The 24,082-nt window shown below is 70.4% G+C and carries 26 protein-coding genes; 22 read left to right on the top strand and 4 right to left on the bottom strand.

Annotated elements, in window-relative coordinates; genetic code table 11:
- Positions 1-15: 15 nt before the first annotated feature.
- Positions 16-639 (bottom strand): DUF998 domain-containing protein, encoded by a 624-nt coding sequence (locus AC1PLR_RS06450; RefSeq protein ID WP_481103030.1) that lies wholly within the window; start codon positions 637-639, stop codon positions 16-18.
- 154 nt (positions 640-793) lie between these two features.
- On the opposite strand from AC1PLR_RS06450, the gene trxA reads away from it, so the two are divergent.
- From trxA to AC1PLR_RS06425, 5 genes are all read left to right on the top strand, one after another.
- The gene (trxA, locus tag AC1PLR_RS06445) at positions 794-1,654 is read left to right on the top strand and encodes a thioredoxin (RefSeq protein WP_481103029.1); all 861 of its coding nucleotides are present in this window, start codon (positions 794-796) and stop codon (positions 1,652-1,654) included.
- A gap of 154 nt (positions 1,655-1,808) precedes the next feature.
- Positions 1,809-2,258, top strand: a complete 450-nt coding sequence (locus AC1PLR_RS06440; RefSeq protein ID WP_481103028.1) for a DUF4442 domain-containing protein — start codon at positions 1,809-1,811, stop codon at positions 2,256-2,258.
- Between the two features lie 205 nt (positions 2,259-2,463).
- Entirely contained in the window at positions 2,464-3,141 is a 678-nt protein-coding gene (locus AC1PLR_RS06435) for a DUF502 domain-containing protein (RefSeq protein ID WP_019800973.1), read from the top strand.
- 5 nt (positions 3,142-3,146) lie between these two features.
- Positions 3,147-3,920, top strand: a complete 774-nt coding sequence (locus tag AC1PLR_RS06430; protein ID WP_481103027.1) for a queuosine precursor transporter — start codon at positions 3,147-3,149, stop codon at positions 3,918-3,920.
- Positions 3,921-4,119: 199 nt separating this feature from the next.
- Positions 4,120-5,994, top strand: a complete 1,875-nt coding sequence (locus AC1PLR_RS06425) for a DUF885 domain-containing protein (protein ID WP_481103026.1) — start codon at positions 4,120-4,122, stop codon at positions 5,992-5,994.
- A 393-nt stretch (positions 5,995-6,387) separates the two neighbouring features.
- On the opposite strand, the gene mmuM is transcribed toward AC1PLR_RS06425, so the two are convergent.
- Positions 6,388-7,326, bottom strand: a complete 939-nt coding sequence (gene mmuM / locus AC1PLR_RS06420) for a homocysteine S-methyltransferase (RefSeq protein ID WP_481103025.1) — start codon at positions 7,324-7,326, stop codon at positions 6,388-6,390.
- A gap of 186 nt (positions 7,327-7,512) precedes the next feature.
- On the opposite strand from mmuM, the gene gloA2 reads away from it, so the two are divergent.
- The 17 genes from gloA2 (at position 7,513) to AC1PLR_RS06335 (ending at position 22,753) form a co-directional block, all read left to right on the top strand.
- Positions 7,513-7,902, top strand: coding sequence for an SMU1112c/YaeR family gloxylase I-like metalloprotein (gene gloA2 / locus AC1PLR_RS06415; protein ID WP_481103546.1), 390 nt, complete (start codon positions 7,513-7,515; stop codon positions 7,900-7,902).
- 126 nt (positions 7,903-8,028) lie between these two features.
- Positions 8,029-8,481 (top strand): DUF2147 domain-containing protein, encoded by a 453-nt coding sequence (locus AC1PLR_RS06410; RefSeq protein ID WP_010342365.1) that lies wholly within the window; start codon positions 8,029-8,031, stop codon positions 8,479-8,481.
- A 208-nt stretch (positions 8,482-8,689) separates the two neighbouring features.
- Positions 8,690-10,750: a methionine--tRNA ligase gene (gene metG, locus AC1PLR_RS06405; protein WP_481103024.1), complete on the top strand. Its 2,061-nt coding sequence runs from the start codon at positions 8,690-8,692 to the stop codon at positions 10,748-10,750.
- Between the two features lie 84 nt (positions 10,751-10,834).
- Positions 10,835-11,437, top strand: a complete 603-nt coding sequence (locus AC1PLR_RS06400) for an HAD family hydrolase (protein WP_481103023.1) — start codon at positions 10,835-10,837, stop codon at positions 11,435-11,437.
- A 4-nt stretch (positions 11,438-11,441) separates the two neighbouring features.
- The gene (locus tag AC1PLR_RS06395) at positions 11,442-12,032 is read left to right on the top strand and encodes a hypothetical protein (RefSeq protein ID WP_481103022.1); all 591 of its coding nucleotides are present in this window, start codon (positions 11,442-11,444) and stop codon (positions 12,030-12,032) included.
- Between the two features lie 108 nt (positions 12,033-12,140).
- Positions 12,141-12,551, top strand: a complete 411-nt coding sequence (rnfB, locus tag AC1PLR_RS06390) for an Rnf electron transport complex subunit RnfB (RefSeq protein WP_420007507.1) — start codon at positions 12,141-12,143, stop codon at positions 12,549-12,551.
- Between the two features lie 90 nt (positions 12,552-12,641).
- Positions 12,642-13,430, top strand: coding sequence for a hypothetical protein (locus AC1PLR_RS06385; RefSeq protein WP_420007508.1), 789 nt, complete (start codon positions 12,642-12,644; stop codon positions 13,428-13,430).
- 88 nt (positions 13,431-13,518) lie between these two features.
- Positions 13,519-13,890 carry a DUF4345 domain-containing protein gene (locus tag AC1PLR_RS06380; RefSeq protein WP_371184430.1) on the top strand — a complete coding sequence of 124 codons (372 nt, stop codon included), beginning with the start codon at positions 13,519-13,521 and terminating at the stop codon, positions 13,888-13,890.
- Between the two features lie 58 nt (positions 13,891-13,948).
- Complete coding sequence (locus AC1PLR_RS06375; RefSeq protein ID WP_481103021.1) at positions 13,949-14,506, top strand: sigma-70 family RNA polymerase sigma factor; 558 nt, start codon at positions 13,949-13,951, stop codon at positions 14,504-14,506.
- A complete protein-coding gene (locus AC1PLR_RS06370) occupies positions 14,503-15,291 on the top strand; it encodes an anti-sigma factor (RefSeq protein ID WP_371184426.1) in 789 nt (262 codons plus the stop codon). Before AC1PLR_RS06375 ends, AC1PLR_RS06370 begins: the two co-directional genes overlap by 4 nt.
- Positions 15,292-15,929: 638 nt before the next feature.
- A complete protein-coding gene (locus AC1PLR_RS06365; RefSeq protein ID WP_481103020.1) occupies positions 15,930-16,907 on the top strand; it encodes an acyl-CoA desaturase in 978 nt (325 codons plus the stop codon).
- Positions 16,904-18,157 carry an NAD(P)/FAD-dependent oxidoreductase gene (locus AC1PLR_RS06360; protein ID WP_481103019.1) on the top strand — a complete coding sequence of 418 codons (1,254 nt, stop codon included), beginning with the start codon at positions 16,904-16,906 and terminating at the stop codon, positions 18,155-18,157. Before AC1PLR_RS06365 ends, AC1PLR_RS06360 begins: the two co-directional genes overlap by 4 nt.
- On the top strand, positions 18,154-19,023 hold the full coding sequence (locus AC1PLR_RS06355; protein WP_481103018.1) for a DUF1365 domain-containing protein: 870 nt from the start codon (positions 18,154-18,156) through the stop codon (positions 19,021-19,023). The genes AC1PLR_RS06360 and AC1PLR_RS06355 overlap by 4 nt, the downstream gene beginning before the upstream one ends.
- Positions 19,020-20,333 (top strand): class I SAM-dependent methyltransferase, encoded by a 1,314-nt coding sequence (locus AC1PLR_RS06350; RefSeq protein ID WP_481103017.1) that lies wholly within the window; start codon positions 19,020-19,022, stop codon positions 20,331-20,333. Before AC1PLR_RS06355 ends, AC1PLR_RS06350 begins: the two co-directional genes overlap by 4 nt.
- Positions 20,330-20,875 (top strand): DUF2878 domain-containing protein, encoded by a 546-nt coding sequence (locus tag AC1PLR_RS06345; RefSeq protein WP_481103016.1) that lies wholly within the window; start codon positions 20,330-20,332, stop codon positions 20,873-20,875. Before AC1PLR_RS06350 ends, AC1PLR_RS06345 begins: the two co-directional genes overlap by 4 nt.
- Entirely contained in the window at positions 20,872-21,654 is a 783-nt protein-coding gene (locus AC1PLR_RS06340; protein ID WP_420007514.1) for a DUF1295 domain-containing protein, read from the top strand. Before AC1PLR_RS06345 ends, AC1PLR_RS06340 begins: the two co-directional genes overlap by 4 nt.
- Positions 21,655-21,676: 22 nt before the next feature.
- A complete protein-coding gene (locus AC1PLR_RS06335; protein WP_371184414.1) occupies positions 21,677-22,753 on the top strand; it encodes an SAM-dependent methyltransferase in 1,077 nt (358 codons plus the stop codon).
- Positions 22,754-22,969: 216 nt separating this feature from the next.
- On the opposite strand, the gene AC1PLR_RS06330 is transcribed toward AC1PLR_RS06335, so the two are convergent.
- Positions 22,970-23,314 carry a RidA family protein gene (locus tag AC1PLR_RS06330; protein WP_010342343.1) on the bottom strand — a complete coding sequence of 115 codons (345 nt, stop codon included), beginning with the start codon at positions 23,312-23,314 and terminating at the stop codon, positions 22,970-22,972.
- Positions 23,311-24,003, bottom strand: coding sequence for a DUF998 domain-containing protein (locus tag AC1PLR_RS06325; RefSeq protein WP_481103545.1), 693 nt, complete (start codon positions 24,001-24,003; stop codon positions 23,311-23,313). Before AC1PLR_RS06325 ends, AC1PLR_RS06330 begins: the two co-directional genes overlap by 4 nt.
- Between the last annotated feature and the right edge of the window lie 79 nt (positions 24,004-24,082).

Raw genomic sequence — 24,082 nt, 5'->3', positions numbered from 1 at the left:
GCAAGCCCGGCCGGGTCAGCCGCGGCGCGCGACCGCCCGGGGGCCCGGCCAGCAGGCCAGCAGTGCCAGCCAGCCCCACCACAGCAGGAACACCAGCCGCTGCGCCAGCGCCGGCGACAGCAGCCGGTCCAGCGCGAACGCGCCCAGCGCCACCAGCAACGCCATCGCCAGCGCCAGCGCGGCCCAGCTGCGCGCGGCGGGATCGCGGCGCGCGCCCAGCCCCAGCAGGGCCGCGGCCGCGACCAGCGCCACCACCCACAGCAGCCAGGCGCTGGCATGCAACTGGGTCGCGCGCGCCTCCAGGTCGGTCGGGTCCAGCGACAGCAGGCCCATGCCGGCGAAGGCCAGGCCAGCCAACAGCAGCAACTGCCCGCCGACCCGCAACGACCAGGGCGCCTGGCGGCCGGCGCGGCGCAGCAGCCGCAGCGCCAGCGCCATCGCCAGGCCCCCGGGCAACACGAATGCCAGCAGGTTGAACGCCCAGGCATGCGGTATGCCGCGCGCACCCAGCAGGGCCAGCGGATGCGACCACGGCAGATAGCCGGGCAGCACCGCGCCGAAGCCCAGCGTCGCCGCCACCGCGGCCACCGCCAGCAGCGGCCCGATCCAGCGCAGCACCCGTTCGCTCACCTCGCCCATCCGTTCCCGTCCTTTCGCGCCGCCATGGCGCCCGAAACCCGGCATTGTCGCCGCTGCGGCCGCGGCCGGCATCCGTGGCACGACGCCGCCGCCCTTGCATCGGCGCCGCCGCGCCTCCATACAGAGCGTCTTCTCGACTGCGATGACGCCGCCCATGTCCGACACGCCCCACGTTTTCGACGCCAAGACCGAGACCTTCGAAGCCGATGTACTGCAGCGCTCGCTGCAGACGCCGGTGCTGGTGGACTTCTGGGCGCCCTGGTGCGGCCCGTGCAAGACCCTGAGCCCGATCCTGGAAAAACTGGCGGCCGAGTACAACGGCGGCTTCGTCCTGGCCAAGGTCGACGTGGACCAGGAGCAGCAGATCGCGGCGGCGTTCCAGATCCGCTCGGTGCCGACGGTGTTCCTGGTCAAGGGCGGACAGTTGGTCGATGGCTTCCCCGGCGCCCTGCCCGAAGGCCAGTTGCGCGAGTTCCTGACCCAGCACGGGATCGTGCCGCTGGCGGCGCAGGAGCCGGCCGAGGACGTGCCGGCCGCGCCGCTGGATCCGCAGGCCGAGGTGCAGCGCCTGCGCGAGGCGGTGGCGGCCGAGCCGGACAAGGACGAGCTGAAGCTGGATCTGGCCCTGGCTCTGGTCAAGGTCGGCGCCGCCACCGAGGCCGAGACCTTGATCGACGCGCTGCCGGCCAACCTGGCCACCGACGAGCGCGCGGTGCGGGCGCGGGCGCGGCTGGGCTTCGTCGGCGCGCTGCAGGCGGCGCCGCCGCTGGAGACCCTGCAGGCCACGCTGGCGCAGGATCCGGCCGACCTCAAGGCGCACTACTTGCTGGGCGTGCGCCATCTGGTCGGCGGCGACGACGCGGCCGCGCTGGAGCAGTTCCTGGAGATGCTGCGCCAGGACCGCACGTTCGAGGACGGCCTGCCGAAGAAGGCGCTGATCGACGCGTTCCGGGTGATCGAGGACGAGGACCTGGTGGGGCAGTACCGCCGCAAGATGTCCGCCCTGCTGTTCTGAGGCGGCCGCGGCACTGGCGTCGGCAGGCCGCGTGCGCCGCCGACGCCGTCGCGGCGGCTGGTCAGGCGCGCCAGCGCGAAACAGGCGCCCACCGATGCACCATACGCAGGCGTCTGGTAGGCTCGCGTTCTCTGTTTCCGCCCCCTCCCGCACGATGAAGCCATCGCTGTTCCGCCTGGGCCTGAACCTGTGGCCGCCGTTCCTGTGCGCCGGTATCCATGTGACTGAACTGAGCACCGACTATCGCCATGCGCGGGTCGAACTGCGCATGCGCCCGTGGAACCGCAACTACGTCGGCACCCATTTCGGCGGCAGCCTGTTCGCCATGACCGACCCGTTCTGGATGCTGCTGACCATGCAGAACCTGGGACGCGACTACTACGTGTGGGACAAGGCCGGCAGCATCGAGTTCGTGCGCCCGGGCCGCGGCACGGTCAGCGCGCGGTTCGACCTGGACCAGGCCCTGTTGGACGACATGCGTGCCGCCACCGCCGGCGGCGACAAGTATCTGCACTGGTTCGAGACCGACGTGGTCGACGCCCAGGGCGAGGTGGTGGCGAGGACACGCAAGCAGCTGTACGTCAAGCGCAAGCCGGCGCGATAGCCGGTCGACCCGCGGTTTCGCCAAGGCCTGCCCTGTCTCTGCGCAAACACGTACACACCGCGAGCTGACGCGACCTCACCTTGCGCGCGCGGCGCGACGATTCGGGTGGCGTGCGCACGCCCCGGCCCAATCGCAGCTGCACAGCCGCGCCGCGCGACCATGTCGCGCCGCACCAACGGCCATCAGGCACCGCTACACTACGCGGATGTCGCCCGATCTCGCCGCCCCCGCTCCCCGCCCGTCCCTGCAACGGCTGTTCTTCACCGGCCTGCTGACCCTGTTGCCGATCTGGCTGACCTGGGTCGTGGTCAAGTTCGTGTTCGTGCTGCTCTCGGGCATCAGCAGCCCCTGGGTGGTGCCGCTGTCGGTGCGCATCGCCGCCTCGTTCCCGCGCGAGCTGGGCTGGGCCACCGCGCAATGGGTGCAGAACACCATCGCCCTGATCGCCACCCTGGCGGTGATCCTGCTGGTCGGCTTCCTGAGCCGGCGCATGATCGGCCAGCGCCTGCTGCGCTGGTTCGAGGCGGTGATGCGCCGCATCCCGCTGGCCAGCGTGGTCTACGACAGCGTGCGCAAGCTGGTGGACATCCTGCAGACCCAGCCCGGCAGCACCCAGCGCGTGGTGCTGATCGACTTCCCGCACCGGGACATGAAGTCGGTGGGCCTGGTCACGCGGGTCATCAAGGAACACGGCACCGGCCGCGAGCTGGCTGCAGTGTACGTGCCGACCACGCCCAACCCGACCTCCGGCTACCTGGAGATCGTGCCGGTGGAACTGCTCACGCCCACCGACTGGAGCGTGGACCAGGCCATGAGCTTCATCATCTCCGGCGGCGCGGTGGCTCCGGAGAGCGTGCCGTTCACCCGGACCGTGGACCGCTGACGCCGATGCGCCGCGGCACGCTCGACGATCGCGCGGTCCGGCTGTTCATCGCCCTGGCGGCGTTCTTCTGCGTCAACGCCGCGCTGGCCGAGTTCATCGGGGTCAAGATCTTCGCCCTGGAAGACACCCTGGGCATTGCCCCGCTGAACTGGAACCTGTTCGGGCAGACCGGCTCGATGAACTTCACCGCCGGCACCCTGCTGTGGCCGCTGGTGTTCATCCTCACCGACACCATCAACGAGTTCTTCGGCCGCCGCGGCGTGCGCTTCATCTCCTGGCTGACGGTGGGGCTGATCGGCTACGGCTTCCTGTTCGCCTTCGCCGCGATCGCGCTGGCCCCGGCCGGGTTCTGGGTCACCGCCGCGCAGAACCAGGGCGTGCCCGACTACCAGGCCGCGTTCGCCGCGGTGTTCGGCCAGGGCATGTGGACCATCGCCGGCTCGCTGGTCGCGTTCATGGCCGGCCAGCTGATCGACGTGGCGGTGTTCCACCGCATCCGCAGCGTGACCGGCGAGAAGCACGTATGGCTGCGCGCCACCGGCTCCACCGCGGTCTCGCAGCTGATCGACAGCTTCGTGGTGATCTACATCGCCTTCGTGCTCGGCCCGCAGCACTGGTCGATGCAGTTGTTCCTGGCGGTGAGCACGCTGAACTACATCTGCAAGATGCTGCTGGCGGTGCTGCTGATCCCGCTGCTGTACCTGATGCGGCGGCTGATCACCGACTATCTGACCCCCGAGCGCGCCGAGCAACTGCGCGAGGAAGCCGCCGCCGACTGAACGCCGGCACACGCGCGAGCGCCCCGCACGCCCTCGCGAGCGGCCATCGTGCAGCGCCGCAGAGGCCGCTGCCGCCTGGCCCGTCGCGCCACGGCGCCCGCCCGCCACAGGGCGGTGGGCGCCTGCGGGCAGCGGCCATGGGTGGCCTCGGCGGTGCGGATCGGGCAAGCTCCCCGCTCGCTTGTCGTTGGAGCCCGCAATGCCGCCCCGCTTTTCCCGCCTGCTGTCCCTGGCCATCGCCACCGCCCTGAGCCTGTCGCTGGCGGCCCCGGCGGACGCGGCCAAGAAGAAGACCACCAAGCAGACCACCGCGCAGACCCGCGCCAAGGCCAGCAAGGCCCGCAAGGCGCGGCCGGCGCCGGCCCCGGTAGTGCTGACCAAGGCACAGCAGTTGAACAAGCTGTACGACGATTACTGGGAAGCCTCGCTCAAGCTCAACCCGCTGCAGGCCACCTTCCAGGGCGACAGCCGCTACAACGACCAGTTGCCGAACTTCCTCTCGGCCGCGTTCCGCCAGCAGTCGCACGACTTCACCGTGGAGTGGCTGGGCAAGGCCGAGGCGATCGGCAAGGACGGCCTGACCGGGCAGGACCTGCTCAGCTACGAAATCTTCGTCGGCGACGCGCGCAACGCGCTGGAGGCGGAGAAGTACCCGAGCTGGATGCAGCCGGTGAACCAGTTCTACAACGTCGGCAGCATCATGGTGATGCTCGGCTCCGGCACCGGCGCGCAGCCGTTCCACACGGTCAAGGACTACGACAACTGGTCGCGGCGCGCGCTCGGCATCCCGGCGCTGTTCGACCAGGCCATCGCTAACATGCGCGAGGGCATGAAGGCCGGCGTGGTGCAGCCGCGCGCGCTGATGGAGAAGGTGCTGCCGCAGCTCGATGCGATCATCAAGCCCACCGCCGAGGAGAGCCTGTTCTGGGGCCCGGTGCGCAACCTGCCGGCGGACATCCCCGAGGCCGAGAAGCAACGCATCACCGCCGAATACAAGCGCATGATCGAGTACCGGATCATGCCCGCCTACCGCTCGCTGCGCGGCTTCATCGCGACCGAGTACCTGCCGGCCACGCGCAGCACCGCCGGTGTCGGCGCCCTGCCCGGCGGCGATGCCTGGTACGCCTGGAACGTGCGCCAGAGCACCACCACCGACCTGACCCCCGCCCAGATCCACCAGATCGGCCTGGACGAGGTGGCGCGCATCCAGGGCCAGATCCAGGCGGTGATGAAGCAGGTGCGCTTCCGCGGCTCGATGCAGAAGTTCTTCAAGTTCATGCAGACCGACAAGCGCTTCAACTTCAGGAGCGAGGACGAACTGCTGAGCTACTACCGCGGCCTGGAGGGCCGGGTCGACGCGGCGGTGCCGCGCATGTTCTCGCTCAAGCCCAAGGCCGCGTTCGAGATCCGCCCGGTGGAACCGTACCGCGCGCAGTCGGCGGCCAGCGGCTCGTACATGCGCCCCAGCGAGGACGGCCGGCCCGGCATCTTCTACGTCAACACCTACGACCTGCCCAGCCGCAAGACCTGGGATGCGGAAGACCTGTACCTGCACGAGGCCATTCCCGGCCACCACTTCCAGCTCGGCCTGCAGCAGGAGCTGACCAACCTGCCCAAGTTCCGCCGCTTCGGCGGCGAGACCGCCTTCATCGAAGGCTGGGGCCTGTATGCCGAGTCGCTGGGCAAGGACCTGGGCCTGTACCAGGACCCGTACAACTACTTCGGCTACCTGCAGAACGAGTTGTGGCGCGCGATCCGCCTGGTGGTGGACACCGGCCTGCACAGCAAGGGCTGGACCCGCGAGCAGGTGATCGACTACATGCTGCAGAACTCGGCCACCAGCCGCACCGATGCCGAAGCCGAGGCCGAGCGCTACATGGCCATCCCCGGCCAGGCACTGTCCTACAAGATCGGCGAGATGAAGATCCTGCAGTTGCGCGACTACGCCCGCACGCAACTGGGCGACAAGTTCGACATCCGCGAATTCCATGCCGAAGTGCTGAAGGACGGCTCGGTGCCGCTGAACGTGCTGCAGGAGAAGATCGAGCGCTGGGTGGCGAGCAAGAAGGGCTGAGCGGGGCGCCGCTTCGCTCGCGGGGAACGCGGGCTGAGGCGTCGCGGGATTTTGTAGGAGCGGCTTCAGCCGCGACGGGGCATTCCTGGTGAAGCCCGGTCGCGGCTGATCCCCGAAAAGGGGACAAGAGCCGTTCCTACGAAAGGTCGCATCGGCGGCGGCGCCATCGCCCTCCCGCTGCGCCCATCCCACTCGGTGCGGATAGCGCGCCGGTTCCATCAAGGCATCGGACGCGCACGAACCATTGTGGGAGGGACTTCAGTCCCGACGCCGTTCACTGCAACGCGTCGGGACTGAAGTCCCTCCCACAACAGCAGGAGGCCGCCGACATCAGCTGCGCCCCCCATCGGCCAAGACAGCGTGCGGTCGCGTGCAAGGCGACCCGCCTCCTCGCTACGACGATGCCAGACACTGCGCTAGCTGCGCGATGTCCTGCGGTGTGGTGCGGCAGCAACCGCCGATCAGGCGCGCACCGGCGGCGCGCCAGGCGATGAGATGGTCGGCCAGAGCCCCAGCGTCGGCGCTGCCGGCCTGCCAGCATTTGCGGTCGGCGTCGTAGCGCTCGCCGGCATTCGGATACACCACCAGCGGCACGCGGGTCAGTGTCGCCAAGTGGCGCAACGCCGCGGTGGCCAGCGACGGGGCAACGCAGTTGACGCCGAGCGCGACCACCTGCGGATGGCCGTCGAGCAACGCCACCACCTCACGCAACGGCGTGCCGTCGCTGAGATGTGTGGCATCGCGCAGCGTGCAGGTGAACCAGGCGACGATCTGCGGGAATGCCTCCAGCACCTCCAGCAAGGCCACCATTTCCGCGAATGACGGCTGCGTTTCGCAGGCCAGCAGGTCCACGCCCGCCTCCACCAGCGCGGCGATGCGCGGGCGGTGGACGTCCCGCAATGCCGCCTGCGGCAACGCATAGTCGCCACGATACTCGGACCCGTCCGCCAGGAAGGCGCCATACGGACCGACAGAGCCGGCAACCAGCAACGGCCCCGCCTGCGGATGCCGCGCGAGATGCGCCTGCCGTGCCTGCTGCGCCAGTTCGACGCTGCGTGCGATCAAGCGCTGCGCTTGCACGAGATCGATCCCGCGTGCGGCAAACCCCTGCGGCGTGGCCTGGTAGCTGGCGGTGATCGCACACTGCGCACCGGCGGCAAAATAGTCGCGGTGCACCTGGCGGATCAGGTCGGGCTGGTCCAGCAGGATCTTCGCCGACCACAGCGGGTCGCGCAGATCGCAGCCGCGCCGTTCCAGTTCGGTGGCCAGCGCGCCATCGAGCACCAGGCACCGGTCATCGGCGAGCAGCGCGGCGAGCGGGTTGTGCGGCATGGCGTAGCCTCGCAGCGACGGAACGCGCAGTGTCGCAGACGGCGGCGGCACGGTCGCGACGCTGCGCTATGCTGCCGCCATGTCATTGACCCTATTGCCGACTGCGCACGACACCACCGCCGCGCGACCTGCGAGCACTGCCACCGCCCGCGCCTGTTGTCCGAGCGCGCCGCGATGACGTCGCCGCTGACCCTCGACGGCCTGCACCACGTCGCGATCATCGCCTCCGACTACGCGCGCTCGAAGGACTTCTATTGCCGCCTCCTGGGCCTGCCGGTGATCGCCGAGGTCTATCGCGATGCGCGCGACTCGTGGAAGCTGGACCTGGCCCTGCCCGACGGCAGCCAGCTCGAACTGTTCTCGTTCCCGACCCCACCGCCGCGGCCGAGCCGCCCGGAAGCCTGCGGCCTGCGCCACCTGGCGCTGCGCGTGCGCGATCTGGCCGCCGCCGTCGCGCACCTGCAGGCGCACGGCGTGGCGGTCGAACCGATCCGCGTCGACGACTACACCGGCCGCCGTTTCACCTTCTTCGCCGATCCCGACGACCTGCCGCTGGAACTGTACGAAAACGGCTGAACGCCCACCGCCGGCCACGCTGAACCGCATGACGCAATGCGGATTCCCAGCACCATACGCTTGGGTATACAGTCGGATCAGGCCGGCATCGCGCCGGCCGCACCGGACATCCCTCGGGAGGGGAACATGCGCACGAGCTTCAAGACCCTGATGCTGGCCCTGCCGCTGAGCGCGGCGGCATTCATGGCGCACGCCGCCGACACCTCGCCGGTCGGCCGCTGGCAGACCATCGACGACGAAACCGGCAAGCCCAAGTCGATCGTGCAGATCGAGCAGGCCGGCAACGGCACGCTGAGCGGCAAGGTGGTGGAGATCCTGCAATCCAACCACGGCCCCAACCCGATGTGCGACAAGTGCGACGGCGAGCGCAAGGGCAAGCCGATCAAGGGCATGACCATCCTGTGGGGCCTCAAGCCCGACGGCACCGCGGTGTGGGACGGCGGTTCGGTACTGGACCCGGCCAAGGGCAAGACCTACAAGGCCAAGATCACCCTCACCGACGGCGGCAAGAAGCTGCAGATGCGCGGCTACATCGGCATCGAGGCGTTGGGACGGACACAGACCTGGATCAGGGAGTGACGGAAGCCGGGAATCGGGAGTGGAGAATCGGGAATCGCAAAAGCGGCATCTGCCGGCCTGAGACCGCCCCACTCCGACAAGGCGCCTGCAAAGGCGCCTTTTTCGTGGCCCATCAGCTCGCGGTCCACCGCTCTTGCCATTCCCCATTCCCGATTCCCCACTCCCAGCTCCATGCAATAATCCCCGGCCCCCAGAAACGCCGGCCGCCATGACCACCGCCCTCGTCACCACCGCCCTGCCCTATGCCAACGGACCGCTGCATCTGGGGCATCTGGTCGGCTACATCCAGGCCGACATCTGGGTGCGCGCGCGGCGGTTGCGCGGCGACCGCACCTGGTTCGTGTGCGCCGACGACACCCATGGCACGCCGATCATGCTGGCCGCGGAGAAGGCCGGGGTCACCCCGGAAGACTTCATCGCCGCCATCCAGGCCAGCCACGAGCGCGATTTCGCCGCGTTCGGCGTGGCCTTCGACCATTACGACTCGACCAACTCGGACGCCAATCGCGCCCTGACCGAGGCGTTCTACGCCAAGCTCGACGCCGGCGGCCACATCGCGCGTCGCTCGGTGGCGCAGTTCTACGACCCGGCCAAGGGCATGTTCCTGCCCGACCGCTACATCAAGGGCATCTGCCCGAACTGCGGCAGCGCCGACCAGTACGGCGACAACTGCGAGGTCTGCGGCGCCACCTATTCCCCGACCGAGCTGAAGGAGCCGAAGTCGGTGATCTCCGGCGCCACGCCGGAACTGCGCGATTCGGAACACTTCTTCTTCGAGGTCGGCCGCTTCGACGGCTTCCTGCGCGATTGGCTGGCCGGCGACGTGGCCCTGCCCGGGGTCAAGGCCAAGCTGATGGAGTGGCTGGACAGCGAAGGCGGCCTCCGCGCCTGGGACATTTCCCGCGACGCGCCCTACTTCGGCTTCCAGATCCCCGGCCAGCCGGGCAAGTACTTCTACGTGTGGCTGGACGCGCCGATCGGCTACCTGAGCAGCTTCCAGACCCTGTGCGCGAGCCTGGGCGAAGCGTTCGAGCCGCACCTGGCCGCCGGCACCGCCACCGAACTGCACCACTTCATCGGCAAGGACATCGTCAACTTCCACGGCCTGTTCTGGCCGGCGGTGCTGCACGGCACCGGCCACCGCGCGCCGACCCGGCTGCACGTCAACGGCTACCTGACCGTCGACGGCGCCAAGATGTCCAAGTCGCGCGGCACCTTCGTCATGGCCCGCACCTACCTGGACGTGGGCCTGGAGCCGGAAGCGCTGCGCTACTACTTCGCGGCCAAGTCCTCCGGCGGCGTCGACGATCTCGACCTGAACCTGGGCGACTTCGTGGCGCGGGTCAACGCGGACCTGGTCGGCAAGTTCGTCAACCTGGCCAGCCGCTGCGCCGGCTTCATCGACAAGCGCTTCGGCGGCACGCTCGCCGACGCGCTGCCGGATGCGGCGCAGTACGCGCGCTTCGTCGCCGCGCTGGCGCCGATCCGCGAGGCGTACGAGCGCAACGATCCGGCCAGCGCGATCCGCCAGACCATGGCCCTGGCCGACGAGGCCAACAAGTACATCGACGAGCACAAGCCCTGGGTGCTGGCCAAGCAGGACGGCGCCGAAGCGCAACTGCAGGCGGTGTGCACGCAGGGCCTGAACCTGTTCCGCGTGCTGGCCGCCGCGCTCAAACCGGTGCTGCCGCGCACCTGCGCCGAGGCCGAGGCCTTCCTGTCGGCCCCGCTCACCGCCTGGGACGACCTCGACGCCCCGCTGCTGGCGCACGCCATCCAGCCCTACGCTCCTCTGTTCACCCGTCTCGACCCAAAGCTGCTCGACGCCATGACCGACGCCTCCAAGGACACCCTCGCCCCCGCTCCAACTGCCGCGGCCCCCGCCAAGCAGGAAGCGAAGGCCGCCACCAATCCCCAATCCCCAATCCCCAATCCCGGCCACATCGGCATCGACGACTTCGCCAAGCTCGATCTGCGCATCGGCAAGGTGCTGGCCTGCGAATTCGTCGAAGGATCGGACAAGCTGCTGCGCTTCGAACTGGACGCCGGCGAGCTGGGCAAGCGGCAGATCTTCTCCGGCATCCGCGGCAGCTACGGCGAGCCGGAAAAGCTGGTCGGCCGCAACGTGGTGTTCATCGCCAACCTCGCCCCGCGCAAGATGCGCTTCGGCCTCAGCGAGGGCATGATCCTGTCGGCCGGCTTCGACGGCGGCGCCCTGGCCCTGCTCGACGCCGACAGCGGCGCGCAGCCGGGCATGCCGGTGCGTTGAGAGCCGGGATTGGGGAGTCGGGATTGGGGATTGGTTGAGCCACTCCCGGCGCCGATGGGTCCATGACGCGGTGACGAATCCCCAATGCCGAATCCCCAATCCCTCGCTCTATTCGACTTCGACCACACGGTCACCACCGCCGATACCTATTCGGGGTTCCTGCGGCGGGTGGCCACGCCGGCGCAACAGGCGCAGGCGCGCTGGACGGTCGGGCCCTGGCTGGCCGGCTATCGGCTGGGGCTGGTGTCGGCGGCGGCGTTGCGCACGCGGGTCACCCGCCTGGTGTTCGCCGGACGCGACGCGGACGAGATCGCCCGCGAGGCCGAGCGTTATGCGCAGGAGGCGCTGCCGCCGCTGCTGCGGCCGGACATGCTGCAGCGGATCGCCTGGCACCAGGCGCAGGGGCACAGGGTGGCGGTGGTGTCCGGTTCGCTGGACCTGTATCTGCAACCCTGGTGCAAGCAGCACGGGCTGCACCTGATCTGCAATCGCCTGGAAGTGCAGGACGGGCGCCTGACCGGCCGCTATCGCCACGGCGACTGCGGGCCGCGCAAGGCCGCCCTGATCCGCATGCAGTACGACCTGAACGCCTATCCGCGGATCTACGCGTACGGCGACAGCCGCGAGGACCGGCCGATGCTGGCGCTGGCGCACGAGCGCTGGTACCGCGGGCGCCGGATCGCCTGAGCCGATGACGCCGCGCCAGACACCGCCGCCCCTGCCGTCCGCTGCGCAGCGCGCGGCCGCCTCCGCGGCACGCAGCGACGCCGCAGCGACGCCACCGCGCGACCGCAGCGCGGTCGTCGCCTTGTCGATCGTGGCGCTGTCGGTCCTGCTCGGCATCGCATTCGCCGTCAGCGTGTGGGGGTGGCGCATGTACCCCGCGGCCCACAGCGACGACGCCTGGGTGGCGACGCCGGCGTCGCGCGCCGGTGGCGCCAGGCCCGGCGCGCCGGCCGCCGTCTCCACGCATGCGTCCACGGACGACGCGACCGTGGTGGTCGCCCGGTTCCGCGAGGACGTGCTGCCGGCGATCCGGGTCGGCCAGACCGCGCAGGTGCGCCTGGCCGGCGATGCGGAGATCGCCTGGGTCGGCCACGTCCAGGCGATCGGCGCCGACACGGACGCGGCGCTCGACAGCGCCGCGCAGGCCGGCAACCATGTCCGGCGCGTGCAGCGGCAGCCGGTGCGGATCGTGCTGGACCGTGCCCAGGACGCGCCCGCCACGCCGGCGCCGGGCACCGCGGTCCAGGTCGTGATCGACACCTACAGCGCGCGCTAGGCTCGGGCCGCAGCGGACGCCGCGCTACACTGTGCCGGCTCGCCACGCCGGCGTTTCCGCTTTTTCGCCTCTGCTCCACGCCGTGCGCCGCCGCGCGCCGCCTCCGCCATGACGCCCACCCACGACGCCCTGCTCGAACGTCTCGATCGCCTGCTGCCGCAGACCCAATGCGGCCAGTGCGGGTTCGACGGCTGTCGCCCCTATGCCGAGGCGATGGCCGCCGGCACCGCGCAGGTGGACCGCTGCCCGCCCGGCGGCGACGCCGGCGCGCGCGCCCTGGCGCGGGTGCTCGGGGTCCCCGCCCTGCCCTACGACCGCAGCCGCGGCACGCACACGCCGCCGCAGGTGGCGTGGGTGATCGAGGCCGACTGCATCGGCTGCACCAAGTGCATCCAGGCCTGCCCGGTGGACGCCATCGTCGGCGGCGCCAAGCACATGCACACGGTGCTGGCACCCTTGTGCACCGGCTGCGCACTGTGCCTGCCGGCCTGCCCGGTGGACTGCATCGTCCTGCGCTGAGACGCCCGCGCCACGCGGCCGCCACCGCGGGCGCATCCGGATCGGCGCCGGCCGCGTATGTCCTGGTGTCATCCCACCGGAGCGCCGTGCATGCCGACGTCGACCGCCGCCTTCCCGTTCACCCGACCGCACCTGCCGCTGGCCCTGGCCCTGGGTACCGCTGCGCTCGTCGCCGCGGCGCCGGCCAGGGCGATGCTGCACTACGAGGGCATCGCCTATGCCGCCGACGGCAAGCAGGTGCTGTACCGCGAAAGCCATTGGGTCCGCGACGATGGCGCGCGCGTGGTGCTGTACCAGTGCGCCGATGGCAGCGCGTTCGCACGCAAGCGCGTGGACGACGGCAGCGCCGCGCCGGACTTCGAGCTGGTCGATGCGCGCAGCGGTTACCGCGAGGGCGTGCGCCGCAGCGGCGGCGGGCGCGAGATGTTCAGCCAGGCCAAGGGCCAGGCCGAGCGCCGCGCGCCGTTGCCGAAGAGCGACCAGGCGCAGGTGATCGACGCCGGTTTCGACGCCTACCTGCGCCAGCGCTGGGACAGCCTGGGCAGCGGCGCGCCGCAGCGCATCGCCTTCGTGCTGCCCAGCGAACTGCGCACGCTCGAGTTCCGCATCGCTCCCGGCCCGGCCGATGCCGAGGTGCAGCGCTACACCCTGAGCCTGGCCGCCTGGTACGGCACGCTGCTGCCCGACCTCAGCGTCGCCTATGCGCGCCAGGACCGGCGCCTGCTCGAGTTCCGCGGCGTCGGCAACATCCGCGACGCGCGCGGCCGCTACCCGACCGTGCGCATCGAATTCCCCGAACGCCTGCGCGGCCAGGCCGATGCCGGCGCCTGGGAGCAGGCGCTGCAGCAACCGTTGGTCGCGCAATGCAGCGCGCGCTGAGCCGCACCGCCAGCGCATTCACGCCGGCCATCGCCGCACCCGCTACAACCATGCCTGCGCATCGCCCGCGCATCGACGAGGACACCTCATGGCCAAGGCCTACCTGTGGTTCAACGCCGCGCTCTACGCGCTCCTGGCCGTCTGGTGCACGCTGCTGCCGGCGCAGACCGCCGCGGCAGTGGGCTATGTCGGCCTGGACCGCTCCGGCCAGTCCGAATACCTGGTCATCTACGGCGGCCTGCAACTGGGCATGGCCTTCCTGTTCGGCTACTTCGCCCGCACCGGGCAACTGCGCACCGGCCTGCTCGTGGCGCTGGCGTTCTACGTGCCCATCGTGCTCTACCGCAGCGCCAGCCTGCTGCGGCTGTGGCCGGTGGGCCCGACCACGACCGGCCTGGCGGCGTTCGAGATCGTCCTGCTGCTCGCCGCCCTCGTCCTGTGGCGACGCCAGCGCGCCTGAGCGACGGCCGCGGCGAAAGCCTGTAGCATCGCGCCGACCTTCGCCACCGTCTCCCGGCATGACCGAGTCGCCCGATCACGACGAAGCAGGACAATTGCTGGTCGCCACCGCCACCGGCGACAGCGCCGCGTTCGAACGCCTGTACCGCACCACCGCCTCGCGCCTGTTCGGCGTGTGCCTGCGCATCGTGCCGCAGCGCGGCGAGGCCGAGGACGTGCTGCAGGAAGTGTTCTCCGCAGTCTGGCGCAAGGCCGCGCAGTTCGACCCGCAGCGCGCGCGCGGCCTGACCTGGCTGACCATGATCGCCCGCAACAAGGCTATCGATCATCTGCGCGCACGCGCCCCCGCGCGGCAGTCGGTGGCGCTGGACGACGCCGGTGAACTGCAGGACGAAGGCCGCGATCCGCTCGCCGATACCGAGTGGCGGGTGGCCGGCCGGCGCCTGGACGTGTGCATGGGCGAACTGGAGCCGCCGCGCGGCGAGTTGATCCGCACCGCGTTCTTCGAGGGCATCACCTATGAGGAACTGGCCCACCGCAGCGGTACGCCGCTGGGCACGGTCAAGAGCTGGATCCGCCGCGGCCTGGCCAAACTGAAAGCGTGCCTGGAACGATGAACGCCTCCGTGCCCGATCCGCAGGAAACCCCGCCGCCGCGCGACGTGCTGGCCGGCGAATACGTGCTCGGCGTGCTCGACGCACAGGAGCGCCGCGCCGCCGAAGCGCGCATCGACAGCGACCGCGAATTCGCCGAGGCGGTACTGCAATGGCAGCAGCACCTGATGCCGCTGGCCGACGAGATCGCCCCGGTGGCGGTGCCTGAGCGCGTGTGGGTGCGCATCCGCGCCTCGCTGGGCCTGGATGCGCCGGCGCCGCGCGCGCGGCCCGCTGCGCCCGGGTTCTGGGACAGCGTGCGGACCTGGCGCTGGCTCAGCGCAGGCGGCTTCGCCACCGCCACCGCCTGCCTGCTGGCGCTGCTGCTGGCGCGTGCGCCGGTGCCGCCGCCGGCCGCGCAGCCGCCACCGGTCGCCACCACCACGCCCAAGCCCAGCGGCATCGCGATGACCTCCACGCTGATGCAGGACGACGGCAAGCCCGGCTACGTGGCGCTGATGGACGCCGACAAGCGCAGCATCACCCTCACCCCGCTGGGCGGCACCCACGACAGTGCGCGCGTGCCCGAGCTGTGGCTGATCCCGGCCGACGGCAAGGCGCGCTCGATGGGCGTGTTCGATGAGGCCAAGGCGCGCGTGGCGCGCATCCCCGATGCGCTGATGCCCATGCTCAGCGACGGCGCGGTGCTGGCAGTGACCATGGAACCGCCCGGCGGCGCGCCCGGCGGCGTGGCCACCGGCCCGGTCGTGGCCAAGGGCGGCATCAGCACGCTGCAGCTGGCGCCGTAGACACCCCCTTCTCCCATCGGGAGAAGGTGCCCGAAGGGGCGGATGAGGGTACGGGCGAAGCCTCGTACAGCGTCCGGTAGCGAAAGTTGGATGCGCGAGGCGCTTCGCGCCGCACCCTCACCCCAACCCCTCTCCCGGTGGGAGAGGGGCAATACGCCTTAGCACGCTGCAGCTCGCACCGTAGACAACCCTTCTCCCACCGGGACCATGGATTCCCTTCTCCCGTCGGGAGAAGGTGCCCCAAAGGGGCGGATGAGGGTACGGGCGAAGCCTCGTAGAGCGTCCGGTAGCGCAAGTTGGATGCGCGAGGCGCTTCGCGCCGCACCCTCACCCCAACCCCTCTCCCGGTGGGAGAGGGGCAGTTCCAGGCGCCTTGCACGCGCCGCAGGCAGTCCGTGCCGCGCTCAACTGCAAGAACCCGGCGCGCATTCACCCGCCCACCACTCGTGCGCAGGCAACATCGCCGCCGCCGTCGCGCATCCGCGCGACAGCCAGATCTTCCGATCGCGCGACGCCTGCGCTGCGCCGTCGTGGCCCGCGATGCCACGCCCGCAGCCGTGCAGGGGAAATGCGACTTGGGTGCATCCGTCTTCCGGTTTCGCCCGTATCGCTCCCAAGTCCCCCAATGAGACGCGCTTGTGCCGAGTCCCGTTCCGGAACCCCGCCCCTCCACATCGTCGCCTGCGCCGCGTGGCCGTATCCTGCGCACCCTGCGCCGCTGGTTCGATACCAGCGCCGAGATCGAACTGGACCCGGCGCGCGCCGACCGCATCGACTGGCTGCGCGCCGCGCCCTACATCGGCCTGCACCTGGCGTGCCTGGGCGTGTTCTGGGTCGGCGTGTCGTGGTTCGCCGTGGGCATGGCGGTGGCGATGTACGCAATACGCATGTTCGCGCTCACCGGCTTCTACCACCGCTATTTCGCCCACCGCGCGTTCAAGACCTCGCGCCCGGTGCAGTTCCTGTTCGCCGCGATCGGCGCCACCTGCGTGCAGCGCGGGCCGCTGTGGTGGGCCGCGCACCACCGCAACCATCATCGCCACACCGACACCCCGGCCGACCCGCATTCGCCGCGCCAGCACGGCTTCTGGTGGAGCCATAGCGGCTGGTTCCTGACACCGCGCGGCTTCCGCACCGACTGGGAGGCGATCCCGGACCTGCGCCGCTTCCCCGAACTGCGCTTCCTCGACCGCTTCGACCTCCTGCTGCCGGTGCTCCTGGCGCTGGCGCTGTTCCTGCTCGGCGGGTGGCTGCAGCGGCACATGCCGCAGCTCGGCACCGATGGCCCGCAGTTGCTGGTGTGGGGCTTCTTCGTCTCCACCGTGGCGCTGTTCCATGCCACCTTCACCATCAACTCGCTGGCGCATCGCTTCGGCAGCCGGCGCTTCGACACCCGCGACGACAGCCGCAACAACCTGTGGCTGGCGCTGCTGACCTTCGGCGAAGGCTGGCACAACAACCATCACTTCTTCCCCGGCGCCGCGCGCCAGGGCTTCCGCTGGTGGGAGCTGGACCTGACCTGGTACGGACTGAAGGCGCTGTCGTGGACCCGCGTGATCCGCGAGCTCAAGCCGGTGCCGGCCGGGCTGGTGCGCGCACAGGCGCGTGCCCGATGAGCCGGATCGCGGTGGTGGGCTCGGGGATCGCCGGCCTTGGCGCGGCGTGGCTGTTGTCGCAGCGCCACGAGGTGACGCTGTACGAGGCGGCCGACTATCTCGGCGGCCATACCCACACCCACGCGATCGAACTGGACGGCGCGGAATACGCGGTGGACAGCGGCTTCATCGTGTTCAATCCGGAGCACTACCCGCTGCTGAGCGCGTTGTTCGCGCGGCTGGGAGTCGAATCGCAGCCGACCACAATGAGTTTTTCGGTGCACGAGGAACGTACCGGACTGGAGTACAACGCCGGCACGCTCGACGGGCTGTTCTGCCAGCGCCGCAACCTGCTGTCGCCGCGTTTCTGGCGCATGCTGCGCGATCTGCGGCGGTTCTACCGCGAGGCGCCGCAGGTGCTGCACGACGCCTCCCTGGCGCAGCTCACCCTCGGCGAATTCCTGCAGCGCCACGGCTACTCCCAGGTGTTCCGCGACGCGCACCTGGTGCCGATGGCCTCGGCGCTGTGGTCCTCGCCGTCGCGGCAGATCCTCGATTTCCCGATGCGTCAGCTGATCGGCTTCATGGCCAACCACCACATGCTGCAGGTCAGCGGCCGCCCGCAGTGGCGGGTGGTGCGCGGCGGCTCCAACAGCTACGTGCGCGCGCTGCGCAGCCGCTGGCGGGTGCGCGAGCGGCTCGGCACGCCGGTGCGCGCGATACAGCGCACCGCGCACGGCAGCGTCGCCATCGCCTGCGATGCGGACACCCAGCAATACGACCACGCGGTGCTGGCCTGCCACGCCGACGACGCGCTGCGCCTGCTCACCGATCCCAGCGAGGCCGAAACCGCGATCCTCGGCGCGATCGGCTACCAGGACAACGAGACCGTGCTGCACACCGACGCGCGCGTGCTGCCGCGCGACCGACGCGCCTGGGCCGCCTGGAACGCGCACGTGCCGGCCGATCCGGACGCGCCGTGCACGGTCAGCTACTGGATGAACGCACTGCAGTCGCTGCAGGCGCCGCAGCCGTTCATCGTCAGCCTCAACCGCACTGATGCGATCGATCCGGCCAAGGTGCTGCGGCGCATGCGCTACCGGCATCCGCTGCAGACCCAGGCATCGGTGGCGGCGCAGGCGCGCAAGGGCGAGATCCAGGGCCAGCGCAACACCTGGTTCGCCGGCGCCGGTTGGGGCTTCGGCTTCCACGAGGACGGCCTGCGCAGCGCGGTCGACGTGGCCGCCGCGCTGGGGGTACCCTGGTCATGACCCTGATGCGCCGTGCTGCCGTGCCCGCCCCGCCGGCTGGCGCCGTCTCGACAACGTCGGCGGCGGCGGGCACGACCTTGCACGGCCTGCGCAGCGCGGTGTACACCGGCTGGGTGCGGCATCGCCGCTACGCGCCCAAGGCGCTGGCGTTCCGCTATCCGTTGTTCCTGCTGTACCTGGACCTGGACGAACTGGAGCAGGTGTTCGCGCGGCGCTGGCTGTGGTCGGTGAACCGGCGCAACCTGGCCGAGTTCCGCCGCAGCGACTATCTCGGCGACCCCGCACAGCCGCTGGACGAAGCGGTACGCGACCGCGTGCAGCAGCACACCGGCGAACGCCCGCTCGGCCCAGTGCGCATGCTCACCCACCTGCGCTACTTCGGCCATTGCTTCAATCCGGTCACGTTTTACTACTGTCACGACGCGCAGCAGCGCCTGCACAGCATCGTCGCCGAGATCACCAACACGCCCTGGCGGCAGCGCCACGCCTACGTGCTGCCGATGGCCGAGGCGCGCAGCCATGGCGCCACCCACGCCTGGCGCTTCGCCAAACGCTTCCATGTGTCGCCGTTCATGGCGATGGCGCACACCTACGCCTGGCGCTTCAGCGAACCCGGTGCGCAACTGCGCGTGCACATGGACGTGCTCGATCCTGCGCCCGCAACCGTGCGGCGGCGCTTCGACGCCACCCTCGTCCTGCAGCGCCGCGCGCTCGATGGCGCCAGCCTGGCGCAGGCATTGCTGCGCTATCCGGCGATGACCCTGCAGGTCATGGCCAAGATCCACTGGCAGGCGCTGCGGCTGTGGCTGCGCGGCAACCCGGTGCACGACCACCCCGACCACTCCCTTCCGCGAGAACGCCGATGAACGCTCCGCACGCGCCCTCTTCCGCCGCCGCGCTGACCCCGGCCGCACCGCCGTTGCGCGGGCTCGACCGCCTGCTGCGCAAGCGCCTGCTCGCCACGCTCGATGGCCTGCACGACGGCCAGTTGCGCATCGAGGAAGCCGGCACGCTGACCACGCTGGGCGATGCCGGCGCCGGTGCCGACGCGCTGCAGGCGCATCTGCGCATCCACGATCCGCGCTTCTACCGCCAGGCCGCGCTCAACGGCAGCGTCGGCGTCGGCGAGGCGTACATGGATGGGATGTGGGACTGCGACGACCTGGTCGCGCTGGTGCGCCTGCTGGTGCGCAACCGCGACCGCCTGGACGCGATGGAGACCGGCCTGGCCCGACTTGGCGGCCTGGCGATGCGCGGCCTGCATGCGTTCGCGCGCAACACCCGTGCCGGCAGCCGCCGCAACATCGCCGCCCACTACGACCTGGGCAACCAGCTGTTCGAGCTGTTCCTGGATCGCAACCTGATGTACTCCTCGGCGATCTTCCGCGATACCGATGCCGCCCTGGGCGAGGCGGCGCTGGAACGCGCCGCCGAGCGCAAGCTGCAGCGCATCTGCGCCAAGCTCGATCTGCAGCCGCATCATCATCTGGTCGAGATCGGCACCGGCTGGGGCGGCTTCGCGCTGCACGCCGCCAAGCACCACGGCTGCCGCGTCACCACCACCACCATCTCGCGCGAGCAGTACGAACTGGCCCGGCAGCGCATCGCCGCCGCCGGGCTGTCGGACCGGGTCGAGGTGTTGCTGCGCGACTACCGCGATCTGGATGGCCGCTACGACCGCCTGGTCTCGATCGAGATGATCGAGGCGATCGGCCATCAGTACCTGGACACCTACTTCGGCAAAGTCGGCAGCCTGCTCAAGGACGACGGCCAGGCGCTGATCCAGGCCATCACCATCGAGGATCACCGCTACGCACAGGCGCTCAAGTCGGTGGACTTCATCAAGCGCCACATCTTCCCGGGCAGTTTCATTCCCTCGGTGGCGGCGATGACCGGCGCGATCGGCCGCGCCAGCGACCTGCGCCTGTTCAACCTGGAAGACATCGGCCCCAGCTACGCGCTGACCCTGCGCGCCTGGCGCGAGCGCTTCATGGCCAAACTGCCGCAGGTGCGCGCGCTCGGCTACGACGAACGCTTCATCCGCATGTGGGAGTTCTATCTGGCCTACTGCGAAGGCGGCTTCCTGGAACGCTCGATCGGCGACGTGCACCTGTGGCTGAGCAAGCCGCGCGCGCGGCCGGCGCAGTTCGCCCCGGCGCTGGCGGGCGACGCATGAGCAACCTGATCAACTACCTGGCCCTGCAGGGGCTGTGGCTGGCCGCGGTGGTCGGCGCCGCGCACGGACTGGCCTGGGCCGGCCCGGCGGCGCTGGCGCTGTTCGCGCTGTACCAGTTGCAGCCGCGCCGTCGCGCCCGTGGCGACGCCACGCTGATCGCCCTGGCGTTGCCCCTGGGCGCCGGTGTGGATGCCGCCATGCGCGCCGGCGACTGGGTGCGCTACGCCGCCGCGCCGCCGGCGCCGTGGCCGCCGCTGTGGATCCTGGCGCTGTGGGCCGGCTTCGCGCTGACCTTCCAGCATTCGCTGGCGTGGGTGATGCGCCATCCCTGGCGCGCGGCGCTGTTCGGCGCCACCGCCGGTCCGCTGGGCTACGTGCTGGCCGCGCGCGGCTGGCAGGCGGTGACGCTGGTAGCGCCGTTGCCGCAGGCGCTGCTGGCGCTGGCCGTCGGCTGGGCCGCGGCGCTGATTTTGCTGAGCCTGGCGACGCGCCGCCTGACCGTCGCCACACCGGCCCTTCCGGCAGCAGGAGCGGCGCGATGAACGCCTGGCCGCTGCTGCATGTGGGCATCTTCACGGTGCTGGTCATGCTCGCCGGCTGGGCCTGGCAGCGGCATACCCGCAATGCCGGCGTGGTCGACGTACTGTGGTCAGCGTGCATGGCGCTGACTGCGGTGTACTGCGCCTGGCGCGCCGACGGCGCGCTGCTGCCGCGGGTACTGACCGCCGTACTGGGCGGGCTGTGGGGCGCGCGCCTGGCCTGGCACCTGGGCGTGCGCGTGTTCGGCGATGCGCACGAGGACGGCCGCTATCGCGCCCTGCGCGAGCACTGGCACGGCGACCAGCGCAAGTTCCTGGCGTTCTTCCTCGGCCAGGCGCTGGTGGTGCTGGCGTTCGCGGTGCCGCTGTCGGTGGCCGCGCACAATCCGCAGCCGCAGTGGAGCGTGTGGACCACCCTGGCGGTGGCGACCTGGCTGGTCGCGGTCGGCGGGGAAAGCCTGGCCGACCGGCAACTGGCCGCGTTCCGCGCCGACCCGGCGAACAAGGGCCACACCTGCCGCCGCGGCCTGTGGCGCTATTCGCGGCACCCGAACTACTTCTTCGAATTCGTGCACTGGTTCGCCTACGTGTTCCTGGCGGTGGGCAGCGGCGCGCTTTGGGTCGGCGTGGCTGCGCTCGGGCCGCTGCTGATGTTCGCCTTCCTGTACCGCGTCACCGGCATTCCCTACACCGAACAGCAGGCCCTGCGCTCGCGCGGCCGCGACTACGCCGACTACCAGCGCAGCACCAGCGCCTTCTTCCCCATGCCGCCGCGGCATTGAACCCGCGCCAGGAGATCCGCCGATGTCCAGCACCTTCGCCACCTCTTCCCCGCCCGCCGCACCGGCCGAACCGCTGGCCACGCGCCTGGCCGAATCCGGCCTGCTGCCCGACGCCATGCTGCGCGCGGCGATGCGCCGGCTGTGCGCGCAGCGCCTGCGCGAGGAGCGCGCCGGCGGCGCCGACGCGGCCTGGGAACGCCAGCGCCTGCTGATCGAATCGCTGCGCGAGAGCGCCATCGCCATCGAGACCGATGCGGCCAATCGCCAGCACTACGAAGTGCCACCGCGTTTCTTCGAGCTGTGCCTGGGCAAGCGCCTGAAGTACAGCAGCTGCTACTGGGACGCGACCACGCCCGACCTCGATGCGGCCGAGGAACGCATGCTGCAGCTGTACGGCGAACGCGCGCAGTTGCGCGATGGCCAGCGCATCCTCGAACTGGGCTGCGGCTGGGGCTCGCTGACCTTGTGGATGGCCGAGCAGTTCCCCGGCGCGCGCATCACCGCGGTGTCCAACTCGCGGCCACAGCGCGAGCACATCGAAGCGCAGTGCCGTGCGCGCGGGCTGGGCAACGTCAAGGTGATCACCCACGACGCCAACACCCTGACCCTGCCGACCGAGAGCTACGACCGCGTGGTCTCGATCGAGATGTTCGAGCACATGCGCAACTACCGCGAACTGCTCAAGCGGGTCAGCCACTGGCTGGTGCCGGGTGGGCGGTTGTTCGTGCACATCTTCTGCCATCGCGACCTGGCCTACCCGTTCGAGGTGCAGGGCGAGGACAACTGGATGGGCCGGCACTTCTTCACCGGCGGCCTGATGCCGGCGGCCGACACCCTGCTGCAGTTCCAGGACGACCTGGCGATCGAGCGCCGCTGGCTGCTGTCCGGCCAGCACTACGAGAAGACCGCCAACGCCTGGCTGCACAACCAGGACCGCCACCGCGACACGCTGATGCCGGTGCTGCAGGCCACCTACGGCGCCGACGCCAAGATCTGGTGGCAACGCTGGCGCATGTTCTGGATGGCCTGCGCGGAACTGTTCGGCTACGAACAGGGCCAGCAGTGGGGCGTGGCGCATTACCGGTTTGTCAGGCGCTGAAGTGCCGGGATTAGGGAGTCGGGATTGGGGATTGGCAAAGGCGGCGCTGCCGCCTGATCGTCTACGCGTAGGAGCGGCTTCAGCCGCGAGGGGCGTTACCGGTAATGCCTGTCGCGGCTGAAGCCGCTCCTACGCGGATCAGGGGATACGCACGCGAGGTCATGGCGGGCAAGACGAATCCCCAATCCCCAATCCCCAATCACGAATCCCGGCCGCTCAAGCGGCGGCCGTAATCACGATCTCGATCTTCCAGGCCGGGTCGGCCAGCTTGGCCTGCACGGTGGCGCGAGCCGGGGTGTTGCCGGGGCTGACCCATTCTTCCCAGACCTTGTTCATCTCGGCGAACTCGGCCAGGTCGGTCATGTAGATCTCCGCGCGCAGGATCCGGCTCTTGTCGGTGGCGGCAAGCGCCAGCAGCCGGTCGATCGCGGCAAGCACTTCGCGGGTCTGGCCGGCGATGTCGGCGCTGGTGTCCTCGGCGATCTGGCCGGCCAGGTAGGCCACGCCGTTGTGCACGGTCATTTCCGACATGCGCGGGCCGGTATCGAAACGCTGGATCATGATGCGCTGTCCTGTAGTGGGAAGACCGCGCCATTGTCGCGCGATTGCGCCGCGGCTGCAGGCGCCGGCCGCCACACGCGGTACGCCACCGGCAACAGCCAGGCCAGGATCAGCACGATCGCCAGCTTCTGGGTCAGGCCGCGCGGCGGCGCGCGCCACAGCACATGCAGCCACAAGGCCGCGAACGCCAGCACCGCCAGCAGCAGCAACGGCCCGGCGCGGCCCTTCCATGCCGCCTGCCCGCGCAGCCATGCGCTTTGCAGCAGCATCGCGGTAGTCGCGCACAGGAACGCGGTCTGCGCGGAGAGCCCGTGCACCAGCGGCGCCAGCAGCGGCGCGCGCTGCGGCAGATAGCTGTCGCCGATCGCCACCCCGCACAACCCCAGCGCCGCGCCACCGAACAGCAGCACCGGCGCGCCGCTGCGCGCGCGTGGCGGCGACTGCGCATACAGGCCGGCCGCCAAAGCCATCACAGCCGCTGCCAGCAGGACGTAGACAGTGCGCAGTACCAGGCCGCCGGGTCCATGCAGGTATTGGCTGAGCGTGGCCTGCTGCCAGTGCAGATCGGCGCGCAAAACCTGCAGCGCCACCGCCACACCGAGAAACAGCAGCGCCAGCAGCAGCGCCGTGGCACCGGCCAGGCGCGTCCAGCGCGGCGGCGCGGAGAGGGGAAACGCGGACAGCGGCATCGGCATCGACAGGCTCCGGAACCGACAGGGACCGTCGCCACACGCGTCGGCCGCACCCCGCCGCGGCCCCCGACGCCGT

It is taken from the genome of Xanthomonas sp. NCPPB 3570, from assembly GCF_056725115.1.
Note: the sequence above shows the minus strand (reverse complement) of the source record. Positions and strands in the feature narration are given on the sequence as shown.